Below are 16,823 nucleotides of genomic sequence, written 5' to 3'. Positions count from 1 at the left end.
GAAAATTGACGTTATGTTCGCGCCGATTTCACGGCTTCGAGCACTTGCCGTGCGGACACGGGGATTTTTGTGCCGGGGCCAAAAATGCCTTTAACGCCCGCTGTATTTAAAAAGGCATAATCCTGCTTAGGTATCACCCCGCCCACCACCACAATAATGTCGTCAGCACCCTGTGCTTTTAACGCCGCGATGAGTTCCGGCACTAAGGTTTTGTGACCAGCTGCCTGCGACGACACGCCAACCACATGCACATCGTTTTCTACCGCTTGCCGAGCCACTTCCTCTGGCGTAGAAAACATGGGTGATAAATCGATATCAAAACCCACATCGGCGAAGGCGGTGGCAATCACTTTAGCGCCGCGATCGTGGCCATCCTGCCCCATTTTGCACACTAACATGCGCGGTCTGCGGCCCTCTTTCGCTTCAAACGCTTCGATTTCAGCTTTTATTGCTTGCCAATCAGGATCGTTTTCGTAAGAGGCGCCGTAAACACCAGAAATTGTGCGCGCCTGCGCATTGTAACGACCAAAAATTTCTTCCATGGCGTCTGAAATTTCTCCCACGGTGGCACGTAGACGGGCAGCCTTAACAGAAAGATCCAGCAGATTTCCCTGCCCGGTTTTCGCCGCCGCGGTAATATCGGCCAATGCCTGCTTTACTTTCTCGTTATTGCGGCTAGCGCGAATTTGCTGAATACGCTTAATTTGCGATTCTCTAACCGCAACATTATCCACTTCTAGAATATCTAAATCATCTTCTTTATCGAGGATGTATTTATTCACTCCAACAATAACGTCTTCACCGCGATCGATACGGGCTTGCTTCTTCGCCGCCGACTCTTCAATGCGCAACTTTGGTAAGCCCGCTTCGATGGCCTTAGCCATACCGCCACTCTCTTCAATCTCTTCGATAAGCTCCCAAGCGCGATCGGCGAGGTTTTGGGTTAGCGTTTCCATCATGTAGGAACCGCCCCATGGATCAACCACTTGGGTAATACCGGTTTCCTCTTGAATAATAATCTGGGTGTTGCGCGCAATGCGCGCGGAAAACTCGGTCGGCAAAGCCACCGCTTCATCAAGCGCATTGGTATGTAGAGACTGGGTGCCACCAAACACGGCAGCCATCGCTTCAATGGTGGTGCGCACCACGTTATTGTAGGGATCTTGCTCGGTAAGCGACCAGCCTGAGGTTTGGCTGTGGGTGCGCAACATCGACGACTTTGGATTCTTGGGCGAAAACTCGCTCATGATTTTGGTCCACAGCAAACGTCCGGCGCGTAACTTGGCAATCTCCATATAGAAATTCATAGAAATGCCCCAGAAAAAAGACAGCCGTGGCGCAAAGGCATCAACATCTAGGCCAGCCGCAAGGGCCGTGCGCACGTATTCGCGACCATCAGACAGCGTATAGGCTAACTCTAAGGCCGCATCAGCGCCGGCTTCTTGAATGTGATAACCCGAAATGGAAATGGAATTAAATTTCGGCATATGTTCGGAGGTATAACCGATAATATCGCCAATAATCTTCATCGACGGCGCAGGCGGGTAGATGTAGGTATTACGCACCATAAATTCTTTTAGAATATCGTTCTGAATAGTGCCGGCCAGCAGATCTTGGCTCACACCTTGCTCCTCTGCGGCAACGATATAGTTGGCAAGGATTGGCAGCACTGCACCGTTCATGGTCATCGAAACAGAGACTTTATCCAACGGAATTTGATCGAACAATATTTTCATGTCTTCGACCGAGTCTATGGCCACACCGGCTTTACCCACATCGCCCGACACCCGAGGATGATCCGAGTCGTAACCGCGGTGGGTGGCCAAATCAAAGGCCACCGACACGCCTTGGGCGCCAGACTTTAAATTTTTTCGATAAAAGGCATTGGATTCTTCGGCCGTTGAGAAGCCGGCATACTGACGAATTGTCCAAGGCCTGCCAGCGTACATAGTCGCTTGCGGGCCACGCACATAGGGCGCCAAACCTGGCAATGTATCGGCGTAAGCCAAGTTTTCTACATCGGCCTTGGTATACAACGGCTTTATATGAATGCCTTCGGGGGTGTGCCACGTCAACTCATCGGGCGTTAACCCTTTTGATTGTTTGATGGCTAGGGCTTCCCATTCTTTTAGCGTGTATTTTTTCTCTGTCATTTTTGCACCTCGCGCCTGCCCTATGGCAAGTCATTCAAATTCTGTTCAATTTTTAATAGCTTAGCTGGCCCAATGATTTCAATTAGGCCAGTAAATCTGATACTTAGGGTGGGTCAATGCTCACCCATGGGTTGACTCAATTCAATTAACACCCCGTCGCAACTTTTCGGATGAATAAATATCACCTTGCAGTTGTGTGCACCTAAGCTCGGCGCCTCGGAGAGAAATTGATAGCCCTTGGATTTTAAATGCGCAACGTCTGCGTCAATGTCGTCTGAGCGAAAACACAAATGATGTAAACCCCCACCGCGCTTTTCCAAATAACCTGCTATTGGGCCCTCGCCGTTGAGAGGATGAACCAATTCAATTTGTGTGGCTGGCAACGGAAAAAATGCCGTACTGGTTTTTGCGGTCGCCACATCTTCACGGCCATTGTAGGGCAAGCCAAAATCTTCCATGAAGCGCTTGATGGATTTTTCTAAGTCAGGCACAGCAATGGCGATATGATCCAACGCAGTAATCATCAGTGAGCTCCTGTTAGTGTTGCAAGGAAGGCGTCTGTGCCCTGCTTTAGGCGCGCGCGGGCATCTACCCCTGATTCCTCGACGCGGATTTCATCCGGTGTGATTTTGAACAGTGGCTGGCCTTTTTTAATAATAGCACCGTCGTCAATTACTAAAATTTCATCGATGGTACCGGCAAAAGGCGCATTCACTTTATTAAACATTTTCATCACTTCAACGATGTAAAGTGGCTGCCCTGCCGTAAAGTGCGCGCCTTTTTTCACAAACGGCTCCATGCCCGGTGCTTCGCGGGCGTAAAACATCCCGCCTGTTGGTGCCAGTATTTCATCAGATTTCGCAACGGGCGGCGGCACTAACACTTTTGCCATATCCGCCTGCAATTTGGGTTCGGTCAACACCTCTGGGATCTCTATGCTCAGATCGGCATTTACCGCTAATTTGAAATACCCCGTGGTCTGACCGAGGAAAGGCAGCAGGTTTAACAATTCAGTACCAGCTTGATACCCATGGTGCGCCGCCTGAATGGCTTGCCATTGACTGGGCTCAAATTGCGCCGGCGCGGCTCCGCTTAATAGCTCGTTCAACTCAGAAAACATCATCACACCAAGCTTACTTTCGAGCGTTTGGTAAAAACTCAAGGCCTGCTGCAATATTTTATCATCCGACGCCCAGATCATATTGGCCGCAGGTTTGCGCGAGCAGTAGTCCATATTGAGGAAGTGATAGGTATCTGCCAAAACATGTATAGGGTTAACCTGCCAGATGACGTGACCGTTATTCAAATTAAAATTTTTCTGATTCAGCGACAACCAGCCAGCCAACAAATGCGGCTCAGCCAGCAACTTTTCCACGGGACGCGCCAATAGAAGGTGTTTGCGCTCCAATACCTGCGCCCAGCTAACATCATCGCTCGGTACTTGCTTAATGAGCTGATGGCAGATGCTTTGATAGGCGTAGTGCAAATCGACATTATTGGCAGCTTGTTTCAATAAGCCAACCGCGGTTAGATACGGCACAATGAAACGTGTGGTTGGACGCGCGTTAATATTGTTACCGATAAACCAATTTACTAAGCCGTAGTGAAACTCTAAATTAGTGGCTAGATCTTTGCCGCGCAACTCGGTTACGCGCAATATTTCAGCGAGTCGCTGGTAACTATCTGATCGCCCCGAACCCGTCGTCAATAGCAGCGCAATATTGGAATCGTAAGCACCGGCCAAATGGTATTTAATAAACACATCCGTATCCGGGTTGTGCACACTAATGCCTTGGTCATCCCGAATTTCCCCGGCAACAGGGTCCGACCATTTTTCAATGATACCGCCAGCATGGGGCTGCAAGGCTTGGTTGGTGGCATTGAGTCGCGCTTCCACGGCGGCTTGGCTGCGTAATTGACGCGTCGGCTTAGGTAAGCGCGGGCCATGAGCGGCCAACAACACCATCGCTTCCACTAACGATTCAACTTCAAAAAAATCATTGCCATTCTCTGGGTTAGCAAAACGCAAACCATAGCAAAGCTCGGTAACGCGGTGCTCCACCTGAATACGCGTATTCATTTCCATGAAGAAATGCTTATCGCGATCGACAATACATTCAAAGGTTGAAACTGAATCTAACCCCACCGCTTGACCGAAGCGCTCGGATTCCTCTTCCATTTTTTGTAATGTGATTATATCTTGCGCCAGTACCTTAGCTTCTAGTTCCTTACCGGCGGCTTTAGCCTCTGCCAGCGCAGCTTCTAAATCTTCCGTGATCACCGACACCTCGAGTAACTTCTGCTCGTGCATCTGCAGCGAACAGTCCCGGCCACCCATGGCCAAGGCCCAATTGCCGTTGCCAATCACTTGTATTTCTTGATGTCGCGTCGTTTCAATATTGAGCTCAACCAAGACATTTTTGTTATCGCCTTGGCCAGTCGTTTTGACTTCATTAAGTATTTCCAACACCAAGCCAGGCGCCTTAGCGGCGGCCTGCTCAATACGACTTGGTAAGTCGCCTTGGTAAGCATCGGGCGATGCTAAAATGCGCTGCCCCTTACCGCCGCCGCCGCCAATGGCCTTTAAACGTATGCGATTACTTGGGTACTCACGGCTCATCACCATCACTTGTTCGCGGATGGTTTCGCCCAACTCCGCGATACTGTAAAGATCTATACCCTTGTTATAACTCGCCGCGAGCACGGCGTCGGCAATATCAATTAACGCAGTGCCCTTTGCGTCTAACTGATCAATATCCACTACAAGGTTTTCTTGCTCAGCCAAGTGTTTAAGCGCAGAAACAGTTGGATGCTTTTTAACTAAGGTTAATGCACTGGCGTTATCAACACCCGGGGTCACAGATACACCCACACGCAAGGCCGTGCGCTTGGCTTCGTCCTTTAGACCGGCATCGTGCACGGTGCGAGAACAAGGGCCAATGAAATTCAGGCCGGCCTGCTCCATGGCCTTTACCATATTTTCGTCTTCGGCCATAAAGCCATAGCCGGTGAAAATGGCGTTGTAGTTATTGGCGCGTGCGATATTAATGATTTGACGAATGCGCACTTCGCGCTCGGCCTTATCGGCGCCTGAATAATCCGGCACACGGTGTACCCTGTGTGGATCTGTCAGTGTTCGCAACTCGGGTGCCAGCGCACTTTGATAAACAATAGAATCCTTTTCCGACAGCAAGATGCCGTAGTGATGAATGCCCATCTCATCGAAAACATCCATGGCCTCTTTGCGGATTGGCCCGCGACAGATAATTAATGGCCGCAAATGCGTGCAATCGAAGCTTCGCACCCAAGCACTGTCACTTAGCGCTAGCCGTCGGTCTTTATGGATTAATGGATTGGCCGTGTAATTATTAGCGTGGTCATTAACACAACTATCAACGTCATTAACCGTTGCCGTGGATCCCTTTCTATTTTCGCTCATTATTTGTCTCATGGTAACGGCCTCAATGAAATTCGCGCTGCACGCCATTAAATGGCTCGGCGACATAATGCTTCAAATGAAACGCCATGTTTTTACACAGCAGTGCGCGCAACTCGGACGGCATGACAATTTGGGAAATAGAACCGAGCGACAAAGCCTCGTTCGGATTCATCAGCTCAGCTTCATAGCGAGCTTTCAACCCTGCCTCCTGTTGTAACTGCCAAGCAGTGACCGAGGCCCTCTCCTCGCCATCACTTAAACGCTGCGCCACCTCGCCTCGTATTTTTTGCAGTTCATTCTTATAAACAAACTCAACACCGGCCGGGCCCATTACCGCGGCGCGGGTAGAGGGCAGCGCCACCACTAAGTCGGCACCAGTGGGGTAGTTATTATAAGACGCGTAAGCGCCACCGAATGCATTGCGAATAATTAGCAAAAAGCGCGGGGTGCGCAGGTCGATAATGGCATCTAACATTGCCCGTCCCGCCTGCACTATGCCGTTTTGCTCTTGCTCTTTGCCCGGCAGAAAGCCGGTAGTATCTTCCATGAAAATCACGGGAATATTGTAGAGGTTACAAAAGCGAATAAAGCGCGCGTTCTTGTAGGCGGCGGCAATATCAATTTGGCCGGATGCAACAGCCGAATTATTAGCGACAAAACCGATCACATTACCGCCCATGCGGCCAAGTGCGGTAATGGTATTGCGCGCGCGATCAGCTTGAATTTCCATAAAGTCGCCGTGATCGCACAACTGCTGAATAATAATGGTGACATCTAACGGTGTATTAAAACCGCTGGGTGAGTTGAAGGCTTTCTTCAACAGAATATCGATATCCCAAGTTTTTCTGTCAACGGGATCAGATGTGGCTTGGAAGGGTGCCAACTCGTTGTTATTGCTGGGCAGGTAATTTAATAACGCTTTGACCTTGCGCAATGCCGCCACTTCATCGGGCACAACAAAATCTGTCACGCCACTTTGGCTGTGTACACCAGGGCCGCCTAATTCATCTGGGGTGACGTCTTCACCCAGCACGGACTTGACCACACCAGGGCCGGTTAAACCAAAAAATGTATCATTGGGTTGAATTAAAAAACTCCCCTGACGCGGAAGATAAGAGCCGCCACCGGCGTTAAAGCCAAACATGCACATGATGGATGGCACCACACCGCTGATTTTTCGCAGCGCGGTAAAGGCCTCTGCGTAGCCATCCAAACCACCCACACCGGCGGGCACATAAGCTCCGGCGGAATCGTTCAAACCCACTAAAGGGATACGACGCTTGCCCGCTAACTCAAAAAGACGGGCTAACTTTTTGCCGTTAGTGGCATCCATGGAACCCGCGCGCACGGTGAAATCATGGCCATAAACAGCCACATCGCGACCGGCAATTTTTACGATGGCGGTAACCAGCGATGCGCCGTCTAAATTTTTACCCCAGTTTTGGAACAGCACGGTGGGCTCTTCATCGGTGAGGACTGACAAGCGCTCCCAAATCGTCATGCGCTTTTTGGCATGTTGGCGCTGAATATTGCGCTCACCCGCTGCTTCAAACGGGCGCTGCATCAGCGCCAGCCCTTGCTTTAAGCTGGCTTCATACAAGCCGGGCTCATAAGACGCCTGACCGGGCACACTGAATTCCACTTCGCGCGCCTCGTCGAACGGGTTATCCAAGGAGGCAGATTGCTTTTTAAACGAGTCCATAGCCATACCGATTCTGTTGCCATATGGGGCTAATATTGATTGAGTGCTTCAAAGTTGAGCAGCCAAATGATTACGGCGCAATAATATACGATAACGTCTAGCCGCCATAAGGTTTATGACACCAAAAATTTCTACCATAAAACTTATAAGCCATTGATATTAAATAATATTTATATATTTTCATATGAAATTTCAGCACATTAATCAATACATAAAATAGACATAAACATCCACAATAAGTACTATTTTGTCACTTTTATTGACTGAAAATGTCTTTTTAGCGCGACAGGTAGAGCGCAGCAACCACCCATAAGTTGGCGCTTTGTCAGGCACCCAAAAGCTTTACAAGCGTAGACGCCATGGGCGCTCTAGGGGTGGCTCAGCGCTAGTAAGATAAGAAAAAGGCGGCGGGCGAAACACCGGTGGCGCAAAAAGCGGCGAAAAGCTGCTTTCAGACAGCCCCCACAACGCCAGCGTGGTGAGACAGAATGAGATAGAGCCCATATAAATAGAAGACTGAATTAGAAAGCTGCGTGTGTTGTGGCGAGGTCACGCTAGCCCTGTAAATGCTCGGGAATAATCATGGCGCCTCTGGCGGCGTGATCGTTACGAAACTCACGCGGGGTTTTACCCTGCCAATCTTTAAACGCCCGAGTAAAAGCGCGAGGCTCGGAAAAATCCAACAAGCGCGCTACATCAGCAATGGATAAACTGCGATTACTCAACAACTCCGCGGCTAAATCACTGCGTAAATTATCTTTAATTTGTTGGTAGCTAATGCCCTCCTCGGTTAGCCTTCTGCGCAAAGTTTGCTCGCTAATATTCAGCGATGCCGCCACCTCGCCGGCCGTGGGCAGGGACAGTATTTGGCCAGGCTTACCCTGCAACATTTGGTTAATACGGCCGGTTAAACTGGTATCTTCACCGGGGATGGTGAGCATATCGATGGGTGCACGACGTAAAAAAATTCGCAGTTCACGCCAGCTTTTCACCAAGGGTTGGGATAAATAACTGCGGTGAAACACCAAGCGATTAACCTTGCTTTTAAGGTGGGTGGGGCAGCGAAACAAGAGCTGAAATTCTTGCGCATCGATAGGCGTGTAATTGATATAAGCACCAACTAACTTAATAGGCTTGCCTATGTACCAACTGGCGAAGCGATGCCAAATCACATGCCAATACTCGATATAGAAGTGCTCGAAATCTAACTCGGGGCGCTTGAATACCGTGGTGAGGTAGACATGCTCGCCCTCGTACTCCAACGACATTTGCAACTCATCGGTAATTTGATTGTAGAAACGAATGCCGCGACGCAGTAAATCCTCAAGGGTTTCCGCGGTGGATGCCCACTCGGCCATCATGGCAAAGGTACCCAATTTAATCGGCCGCTCAGTAAAGCCCATAAACTCATCATTCAACGCCTTGGCGATACCAAAATACAGCTTGGCCACGTGATCGACGTGAATACGCGCTTTCGGGTCTTTTAGCGGGCGCTCGGGAATACGGGCCATACGCAACAGCGCGCGCGGATCCAAACCCCGAGCTTTAGCACCACCTAAGGCGCTTTTTATGTAATGGGTACCGATTGTTGCCACGAAAACTCCACCATTGCGTGATTACCCCTAGGGTGAATCATACCGTTTGTGCGACGAAGAGTTTATCAGACGGGCCAGAATCATTGTTTAAAGCTGCCGACTATTCGTCTTGTGGGTGTGAAATTGAACCTATCCGCCGGCGGCGCCACTTTTAATGAAAGTGGGTCTGTGTGAGTAAGCCGTCTAAATAACGCCAATGATGAAGATTGCCAACATGACATTTAACACGCTTTTTCAAACCGTCTGTATCGGGCTTAGCCTCGGCACGCTGCTACTCAGCGGCTGCGCGCATCAGGCCACAGATATCGCAACCTCGCGCCCCGCAACCAGCTACCTGACCAAAGTCGATGCCATGGAGCGCTCGGCACGGGTGAGCGATGTACACTATCGCCTGCATTTGGATTTGCCGGAACAAAACACCCCATTCACCGGCCAGGCAGAAATCCAATTCAATCTGAGCGATGCGAGCAAAGCCCTGACCTTGGATTTTGTCGACGGTAGCGTCGACAGCGTGGAAGTTAATGGCAAAGCCATCAAGGTGCATCACAACGGTTTCTATATCACGCTGCCAGCAAGCGCATTGAGCACCGGCCCCCAAACGGTAAAAATTAATTACACCCACCCCTATCGACGCGACGGCTCAGGCTTGCATTGGTCGCAAGATGCAGAGGACGGCAAGGTTTATTTATTTACCCAATTTGAAGACTACCACTTCAACAAAGTTTTCCCCGGTTTCGACCAACCGGACTTGAAAGCGACCTATATTTTGACCGCCACCGCGCCGGCCCACTGGCAAGTGATCAGCGCCACGCGCGAATCGAACATCGAAGATCTATCCAATGATCGCAAGCGCTGGAGCTTTCCCGAAACAGATTTATTTTCCACTTACATTTTTTCTCTCCATGCAGGGCCCTACAAAGTTTGGGAAGACAAAGATTTTCGCATTCCCTTACGGCTGTTTTCCCGACAGAGTTATCAAGCATACGTAGACGTGGAAGAATGGTTTACCGTTACCCGGCAAGGGCTCGACTTTTTCGACAATTACTTTGGCTTCCCCTACCCCTTTAAAAAATTCGACCAATTGCTCGTACCCGACTTCGTTTTTGGCGCCATGGAAAATGTCGGCGCAGTAACCTTTACCGAAAACTTGCAACCGCGTAGAGAAAAAACCCGCGCTGACCGCCAGCGCATGGCTGTGGTTGTCATGCATGAATTGGCACATCAGTGGTTTGGCAACCTAGTCACCATGACCTGGTGGGACGATATTTGGTTGAACGAAAGCTTTGCCGACCTCATGGGTAACTTTGCCACCGCCGAAGCGACAGAATATAAAGAGGCCATGCAAAGTTTTTCCACCAGCCGAAAAAGCTGGGGCTACAGCGAAGATCAATGGATAACAACCCACCCTATCGTACAAGACATTGCCAATACTGAAATGGTCATGGCTAGTATCGACGGCATCACCTATGCCAAAGGTGCGGCAACCTTAATTCAATTAAAACACCTGATTGGCGAGGCAACCTTTCAGCGCGCCATTGCGCAGCACTTTCAACGCTTTGCATGGAGAAACGCACGGCTATCTGACTTGCTCGCCACATTAAGTGAAGTCTCGCAACAAGACCTGTCACAGTGGAGCCAAGCGTGGCTAGAGCAGAGCGGCGTAAACGCACTGAAGGCAGAATTTAACTGTAGCAACAATAAAGTGTCGCAATTCACCGTCAGCCAATCACCGGCTAATGTGAGCGGCGCTCTGCGTCAACACAAGCTCGACGCATTACTGATTTCAGCGAGCGGGAAAAAGCAACTTATCGATATTCACATCGAGGGTCCAGCGACCAAACAACCCAGTGCGCTTGATCTAGACTGCCCGGCCTTTGTGTTACTCAACGCATCAGATTACACCTTCGCCCGCATTTTATTTGACCAAGCATCGGTCGACTATCTGAAAAAACACATCAATACCTTTACCGACCCCATACAACAGGGCTTGATTTGGCGCGCGCTATGGGAATCTGTTATCGACGGCGAACTAGCTGCAACCGAGTTTTTAGATTTGGCGCTCAGCTTCCTGCCCAGCCAAACCAATACATCGTTAATCGGTACCATTAACGCCAATGTCGACACAGCCTATAGCTATTTAGTACTTCGCACCTTTGTGCGCGACGTGTCCGATAAACAAATAAAATACTACCGTAATAAGCTAGAAGCGATGGCGTGGGCGGGCTACCAAACGGAAAACAGGGCGTTAAAACGCACCTGGTTTAAACAATGGGTCAATTATTTACACACTAAAGCCCAGCTCGCCAACGCACAAAAAATCTTAGAACAAAAGTCACTGAGCAATGATGATGCCTGGGCACTCGCAGGCAGCCTCGTGCGCGAGCAGGCACCCAAGGCAACGCGTTGGTTGGACAGTTTAAGCGCACAAGACCCAGCCGGGAAAATACGCCGCCTAGAAGCAGAAGCGCAAGCGCCTGATATCGCCATCAAACAACAGTGGCTAGAAGAAGTGGCGGACCCAGATACTCGCTACGCCTTCACCGAGTTGCGCGGCATTTTATTCAATCTGTTTCCACTGGAACAACACGCGCTCAATCTAGCCTTGCAAGAGGAAGTTATTGCCACCTTATTGGCCATGACCGGCAAACAGGAGCCGGCGTTACAATCGGTATTAGCCTCGGCTATCCTGCCGCGCCAATGTTCCACTGAGGCACAAGCGCAATATTTACAGCTCGCCGATGCCGAAGGCCTGGCCAAATCAGTTCAAAAAGTTATTCTGAAAAATTCTCAGGCAGAGCAACGCTGTGTAGCCGTGCAGCTCAAATTAGATTAGGCTTAACAACAAGCTAAATGTAGTAACAGAAAGGCACCTAATGGGTGCCTTTCTGTTATATAGACAAACCATTATAGAGGCGATCATTATTCACACTCGCCAAAAATTAACTAAATTACAGAGGTCACTATGGGCAACCGGCTTTCGAAAATATACACCCGCACCGGTGATGACGGCAGTACCGGTTTGGGCGACGGGGTGCGCATTGCCAAATACGATATCCGCATGCACGCCATTGGCGATGTCGACGAAACCAATTGTGCAATCGGCTTACTCATAACCGAGCTCCCAGTAGACGATGATTTGCAACCCTGGCTGACCCGCATTCAACACCGGTTGTTTGATCTCGGTGGCGAACTTTGCCTACCTGACTATGAGCTTATTAAAATTGAACATGTTACCGAGTTGGAGCAATGGCTCGATCAACTTAACGAAGACTTGCCGATGCTAAAAGATTTCATTCTGCCCGGTGGCTCGCGCGCGGCCGCTGTTTGCCATCAAGCACGGGTTATTAGCCGACGCGCCGAGCGCGTGATTGCCCAGCTGGCCGCCGCCGATAGTCCGAGCCAAATACCCGGCGTTAGACCCGCGCTGGCAAGTTATATCAATCGGCTGTCGGATTTTCTTTTTGTCGCGGCGCGCGTTATTGCGAGACGCAATGGCGGCAGCGAAGTACTCTGGCAACACGGTCAATGAAACTCCTTATTTTAGGCGCTACCGGCGCCGTGGGCTCGGCGCTAATAGCACAAGCGCTCAAGCACCCAAAAATAGATCAAGTGATTGCTCCGAGCAGAAGGCCTTTAGCCGAGCACGCCAAGCTCACCAACCCTGTTACACAGTTTACGCCGTTAGACACAGCCGCAGACTATTGGCGAGTCGATGCTGTGATTTGTGCGCTCGGCACCACGATTAAGCAAGCGGGTTCGAAGCAAGCGTTTACCTATGTCGATCGAGATCTTCCCCTTGCTATTGCCACACTAACGCGCTCTCTCGGCGCCAATAGTTTCGCACTCAACTCGTCTCTAGGCGCTAAGCGCGGTAAAAACTTCTACCTCAATACCAAAGCCGAGGTAGAGCAAGGGATTGCCGCATTGAATTTCAACAGTTTCACGATTGTGCGCCCATCGCTGATCAACACCCAACGCACACAAGCAAGAATTGGCGAGCAGCTCGGGCTTTGGTTTGCAGCTATTTTTAAACCCTTGATACCCAAACGCTACCGCCCTGTGACGCCAACAGCGATCGCCGAAGCGCTACTGCATGCCGTGGTCGAACCCATGCCTGGCGTGCACATCATCGAGTCGGAACATTTGCTGTAATTATTTTTAATTTTATGTTTATTGACACTGTGATAATCCACGTCAATCTCGCTCGCTGCCACTGAGTAAACTGCTAGCAAACGATGACACTCAGCAGTGGAGTTTGCTCATGGATAAGCAAGATGAGTTGCAACAGCGTAAAGCCTTAGATGAAGCCTTTGCCGATGAGGGTTTCACTAAACACTTTCTCATCGAGACCGAGCATTGAGAATCAATAAACTCGGTGCTGAATCAATAGCACCAGCGCACAAATGGAGGTGCAGGTGGTTCTATTAGCGTTAGTGACCGACTCGGTACTCACAACGGCAAGTTGCGGCTGGCGCTCAATGCAATTACGCTAACGTAAAATACATCGGCGCTTAGACCTTAGCCGCTTTTCGGAAACATAACACCTATGACCCTATTGCCGTTTTGTTGGCCGCGTGCCAGCGCGCCACTCTCCACCGCGCTTTTCATCAGCTGCGTGAGCGTAACATTGTCCGGCGAGGCGAGCCCAGCGCCCGAGGCTGCTCGCGAAAACCTTGAGCTAATGCTCTACGCCGGCGGTGGCAAACAACCACACACGGAACATCAAAAAAATACTGCGGTTGGTATCGACCTGCATGTCTATCGCCACATTTTTACGGAAAAACAAAGCTTATTTATTGGTACTGGGGTGGCACAACTAACCAGTAATACCGACGAACACAAGCGCATGCTTGCATTTTCGATCTACCCACAACTCAACTTAGCACTTCCGAAACTCGGCAATAGCCAGCCGTATTTTTATGTGCGCACTTTAGGCCCTACCTATTTGAGCGAAACCCAATTAGGTGAGCGAAGACAGGCCAATCACTTTGTCTTTCAATCACAGTTAGGGCTCGGTATTTACTTTGGCACGGGCAACCGCTGGCTGGCTAATATTGCCTACCGGCACTACTCCAACGCCAGACTCGGCTCACCCAATGACGGCATTGATGCGTTAGTGTTATTAACCTTGGGGGGTCGTATCTAATCAAAACAACCATTCATGGGCTTGGCGGTAAAAACCAACAGCGAGCGCCCCACTTACCCAATAGGCTTAACAACACTTACCGAATCGCGTTTAATTAGCAAACTCAGCCACTAGACCCTCAAGCCGCTCATGACTGCCCTCGTTAGCCACTACAGCCTCGCACCCGTCAATATGCTACAGCTCGTTGCGGCATTTACACTTTTATTTGCCACTACGCTGCTATGGCACAAGCCACGCTTTCGCGGTTTAAGCCTGCTACTGGTGTTAGAAGCCGTGCTCATGCTATTTAATTTCTCCGAAGAGACCGGTATGTGGCGCCAGCAATATCTCATCACGCCTGTCTTCAGCTTATGTACTGGCCCAGCTTTTTACCTGTTCATTCAACATCTGGTCTTCAATCAGGCTTGGCAGGCGCGCGCACTCGTGCATTTCTTACCAGCGCTGCTCGCCCTACCTTTTACCGCCAACACACAAAGCGTGCTCGCGCTTGGCTCGGTCAGTTTGTTGGCCTATGGCATTGCCGCCTACTTTTTACTAACGCGCTATCACCGTGGTGTGCAGGCTATGGAATCCGACCCTGCATCCTTGCAATTGGCCTGGCTGGTAAAAATTATGCTGGCCTTCGCCCTGCTTGGCATAAACGACATTGTGCGCCTTAACAGCCAGCCCTTTGTTGAATACACAGCGCGCAACCTGTGGTATTTACTACACCTTAGCGGCGTTTTCGCCACCTTTGTGACGACTATTTTTCTGGCGTTGCGACAACCCGCTCTGTTCGACCAACTGAACTATTTCGAAACCTGTGTGCAAGATACCGTCACAGCGGAAAGCGATAGCGCGCTTGAAAAACAATTGTTCGAACAGATTGATCACGCCGTCAAACAGCAGGCGCTGTTTAAAATACCGCGATTGTCGCTCCAGGATCTGGCCAACACCACAGGACTGCTGGTGCGAGACATCTCTAGCGCCATCAATAAAGGCAGCGGCAAGAATTTTAGTGACTACATCAATGGTCTTCGCGTCGATTATGTAAAAACCACCCTGAGCCAAACATCCGAGCAACGGGGCAATTTGCTCGACCTAGCGCTGATGGCCGGTTTTAATTCCAAAACCGCCTTTAACAACGCCTTTAAAAACCAGAGCGGCCTCACGCCAAGCCAATATCTGCAAACCCTGGACACTGGGTCCGACTAAATCGCGTCCGCAAGCGTGATTGCGAACGCCTACTGCCCTAGGGCGCCCTAAGCTGGCCACTCATTTCAATCACCGAGGGCCAGCCGCCATGCTTCCTACACCTTATTTTTCAGCCTCCACTCGCCAGTTGTTGAAACGCGGTTTTATCATCGGCGCCAGCTTGACCTTGCTGCTAGCGCTGTTAATTCTCGGCTCAATTCCCGCCGCCTGGCTCGAGTATCCGAGCGATTTACCGCCCGTACCCGAACCAGAGAGCTATGTGTTAGACAATGTGCACATTGTCGATGTGACGACCGGTAAGCTCAGGCAGCATCAGCAGCTCACCCTCAGCGCCGGACGAATTACCGATATCCAGCCCGCAGGTGCGGCCACGGCGCTAAGAATAATCGATGGCGCCGGACGCTACGCCACACCCGGTCTTACAGATATGCATGTGCATGTGTACGACCGCAAGGATTTACTCCTTAACTTGGCCTATGGAGTCACCTCCGTGCGCAACCTACGAGGCCAGCCGATGCATTTACGTTGGCGACAAGAATTGCGCCAGCAACAATGGCTTGGCGCTGACCTGTATACCGCCTCGCCGGTTTTAGACGGCCCTCGCTATGCCCACGCCATGCAACAAGTAGTGCACAGTCCAAACCAGGCTCGCGCGCTGGTAAAACGCTACAAAGCCATGGGCTACGATCTCATCAAAGCCTATGGTTACCTCGCCGATGATGTCTTGCTAGCCGTACTCGCCGAGGCCAAGGCATCCAACATAGGCGTAGCCAAGCACGGCCCATATCAATTCTCCGATTTACCCGTGCAGGCGTTGGCGGGCTTGCAATCACTGGAGCATGTGGAGGATATTTTTCAGGGGCCGCTAAACTACCAGTTCGACCAGGCGCTGCTGGACAAAATAATCGCGGAGCTGCAGCAGATAAGTCCAACCATTACGCCGACGCTAGCGACCTTTAATCAGCTAACGGAGCTAAGCGATAAGAAGCAGGCCTTCGTCAATACCTTGCCACTCGCACGATTTAATCCCTTCTTTCGCAAGCTCAATGAACTCTATGCTGTCAATCGCTGGCTCGAGGCTAACCGAGAACAAGCCGACTGGAATATTAAAGAGCGCGCTTTTTTGCTCACTATCGTGCACGAATTAGACCGCGCCGGTATTCGCTTACTGGTGGGGTCTGATGCGGGCACATTATATTTGACGGCGGGGCTGGCAACCCATGAGGAAATGCAACTCATGCAACAGGCAGGGCTAACACCGGCTCGCGTCATTGCCGCAGCCACCCTCAACGCCGCACGGGCCATGAAGATAGAAGCCGATCACGGCAGTATTGAGGTCGGTAAAATTGCTGATTTAATACTCACCACCAACAACCCACTTGAGGACGTTAGGTTTTTGCAAACGCCGTCAGTGGTCATAAAACAAGGCCATTGGTTGGCACAGACAGAACTCGAAAGGCTAACAAAGAGCGGCGAAAATCCATCCCACTGGTATCCGAGTTTAGGTCGATTACTGGAAGACATTTTGAGCCGGCGCTTGCATTGATTATGCACTGCACTAATCCCAGAGCGTAGAGAGCAAGGGCGAAAAAGG

General features: G+C 50.4%; 11 protein-coding genes. 6 read left to right on the top strand and 5 right to left on the bottom strand.

The features are described from left to right. Nucleotides 1-11: 11 nt before the first annotated feature. The 5 genes from scpA to ACGHTT_RS03850 form a co-directional block, all read right to left on the bottom strand. Nucleotides 12-2,153: a methylmalonyl-CoA mutase gene (gene scpA, locus ACGHTT_RS03870; RefSeq protein WP_390593631.1), complete on the bottom strand. Its 2,142-nt coding sequence runs from the start codon at nucleotides 2,151-2,153 to the stop codon at nucleotides 12-14. 113 nt (nucleotides 2,154-2,266) lie between these two features. After that, nucleotides 2,267-2,677 carry a methylmalonyl-CoA epimerase gene (mce, locus tag ACGHTT_RS03865; RefSeq protein ID WP_390593630.1) on the bottom strand — a complete coding sequence of 137 codons (411 nt, stop codon included), beginning with the start codon at nucleotides 2,675-2,677 and terminating at the stop codon, nucleotides 2,267-2,269. Next, nucleotides 2,677-5,592 carry a biotin/lipoyl-containing protein gene (locus ACGHTT_RS03860; RefSeq protein WP_390593629.1) on the bottom strand — a complete coding sequence of 972 codons (2,916 nt, stop codon included), beginning with the start codon at nucleotides 5,590-5,592 and terminating at the stop codon, nucleotides 2,677-2,679. The genes mce and ACGHTT_RS03860 overlap by 1 nt, the downstream gene beginning before the upstream one ends. A gap of 22 nt (nucleotides 5,593-5,614) precedes the next feature. Beyond that, on the bottom strand, nucleotides 5,615-7,294 hold the full coding sequence (locus tag ACGHTT_RS03855; RefSeq protein ID WP_390593628.1) for an acyl-CoA carboxylase subunit beta: 1,680 nt from the start codon (nucleotides 7,292-7,294) through the stop codon (nucleotides 5,615-5,617). 554 nt (nucleotides 7,295-7,848) lie between these two features. Continuing rightward, nucleotides 7,849-8,889, bottom strand: a complete 1,041-nt coding sequence (locus tag ACGHTT_RS03850; RefSeq protein WP_390593626.1) for an AraC family transcriptional regulator — start codon at nucleotides 8,887-8,889, stop codon at nucleotides 7,849-7,851. 214 nt (nucleotides 8,890-9,103) lie between these two features. On the opposite strand from ACGHTT_RS03850, the gene pepN reads away from it, so the two are divergent. The 6 genes from pepN to ACGHTT_RS03820 all read left to right on the top strand — a co-directional run bounded on the left by pepN (nucleotide 9,104) and on the right by ACGHTT_RS03820 (nucleotide 16,775). After that, the gene (gene pepN, locus ACGHTT_RS03845) at nucleotides 9,104-11,722 is read left to right on the top strand and encodes an aminopeptidase N (RefSeq protein WP_390593625.1); all 2,619 of its coding nucleotides are present in this window, start codon (nucleotides 9,104-9,106) and stop codon (nucleotides 11,720-11,722) included. A 129-nt stretch (nucleotides 11,723-11,851) separates the two neighbouring features. Then, the gene (locus ACGHTT_RS03840) at nucleotides 11,852-12,418 is read left to right on the top strand and encodes a cob(I)yrinic acid a,c-diamide adenosyltransferase (RefSeq protein WP_390593624.1); all 567 of its coding nucleotides are present in this window, start codon (nucleotides 11,852-11,854) and stop codon (nucleotides 12,416-12,418) included. Continuing rightward, nucleotides 12,415-13,041 carry an NAD(P)H-binding protein gene (locus tag ACGHTT_RS03835; protein ID WP_390593622.1) on the top strand — a complete coding sequence of 209 codons (627 nt, stop codon included), beginning with the start codon at nucleotides 12,415-12,417 and terminating at the stop codon, nucleotides 13,039-13,041. Before ACGHTT_RS03840 ends, ACGHTT_RS03835 begins: the two co-directional genes overlap by 4 nt. A 394-nt stretch (nucleotides 13,042-13,435) precedes the next feature. After that, a complete protein-coding gene (locus ACGHTT_RS03830) occupies nucleotides 13,436-14,035 on the top strand; it encodes an acyloxyacyl hydrolase (protein WP_390593621.1) in 600 nt (199 codons plus the stop codon). A gap of 129 nt (nucleotides 14,036-14,164) precedes the next feature. Continuing rightward, a complete protein-coding gene (locus tag ACGHTT_RS03825; protein ID WP_390593619.1) occupies nucleotides 14,165-15,229 on the top strand; it encodes a helix-turn-helix domain-containing protein in 1,065 nt (354 codons plus the stop codon). 88 nt (nucleotides 15,230-15,317) lie between these two features. Beyond that, complete coding sequence (locus ACGHTT_RS03820; protein ID WP_390593617.1) at nucleotides 15,318-16,775, top strand: amidohydrolase family protein; 1,458 nt, start codon at nucleotides 15,318-15,320, stop codon at nucleotides 16,773-16,775. Nucleotides 16,776-16,823: the final 48 nt, after the last annotated feature.

The sequence above is a fragment of the Simiduia litorea genome (genome assembly GCF_042853465.1).
GTDB lineage: Bacteria > Pseudomonadota > Gammaproteobacteria > Pseudomonadales > Cellvibrionaceae > Simiduia > Simiduia litorea.
The sequence above is the reverse complement of the archived record's forward strand: the minus strand, read 5'-3'. Positions and strand labels throughout refer to the sequence as shown.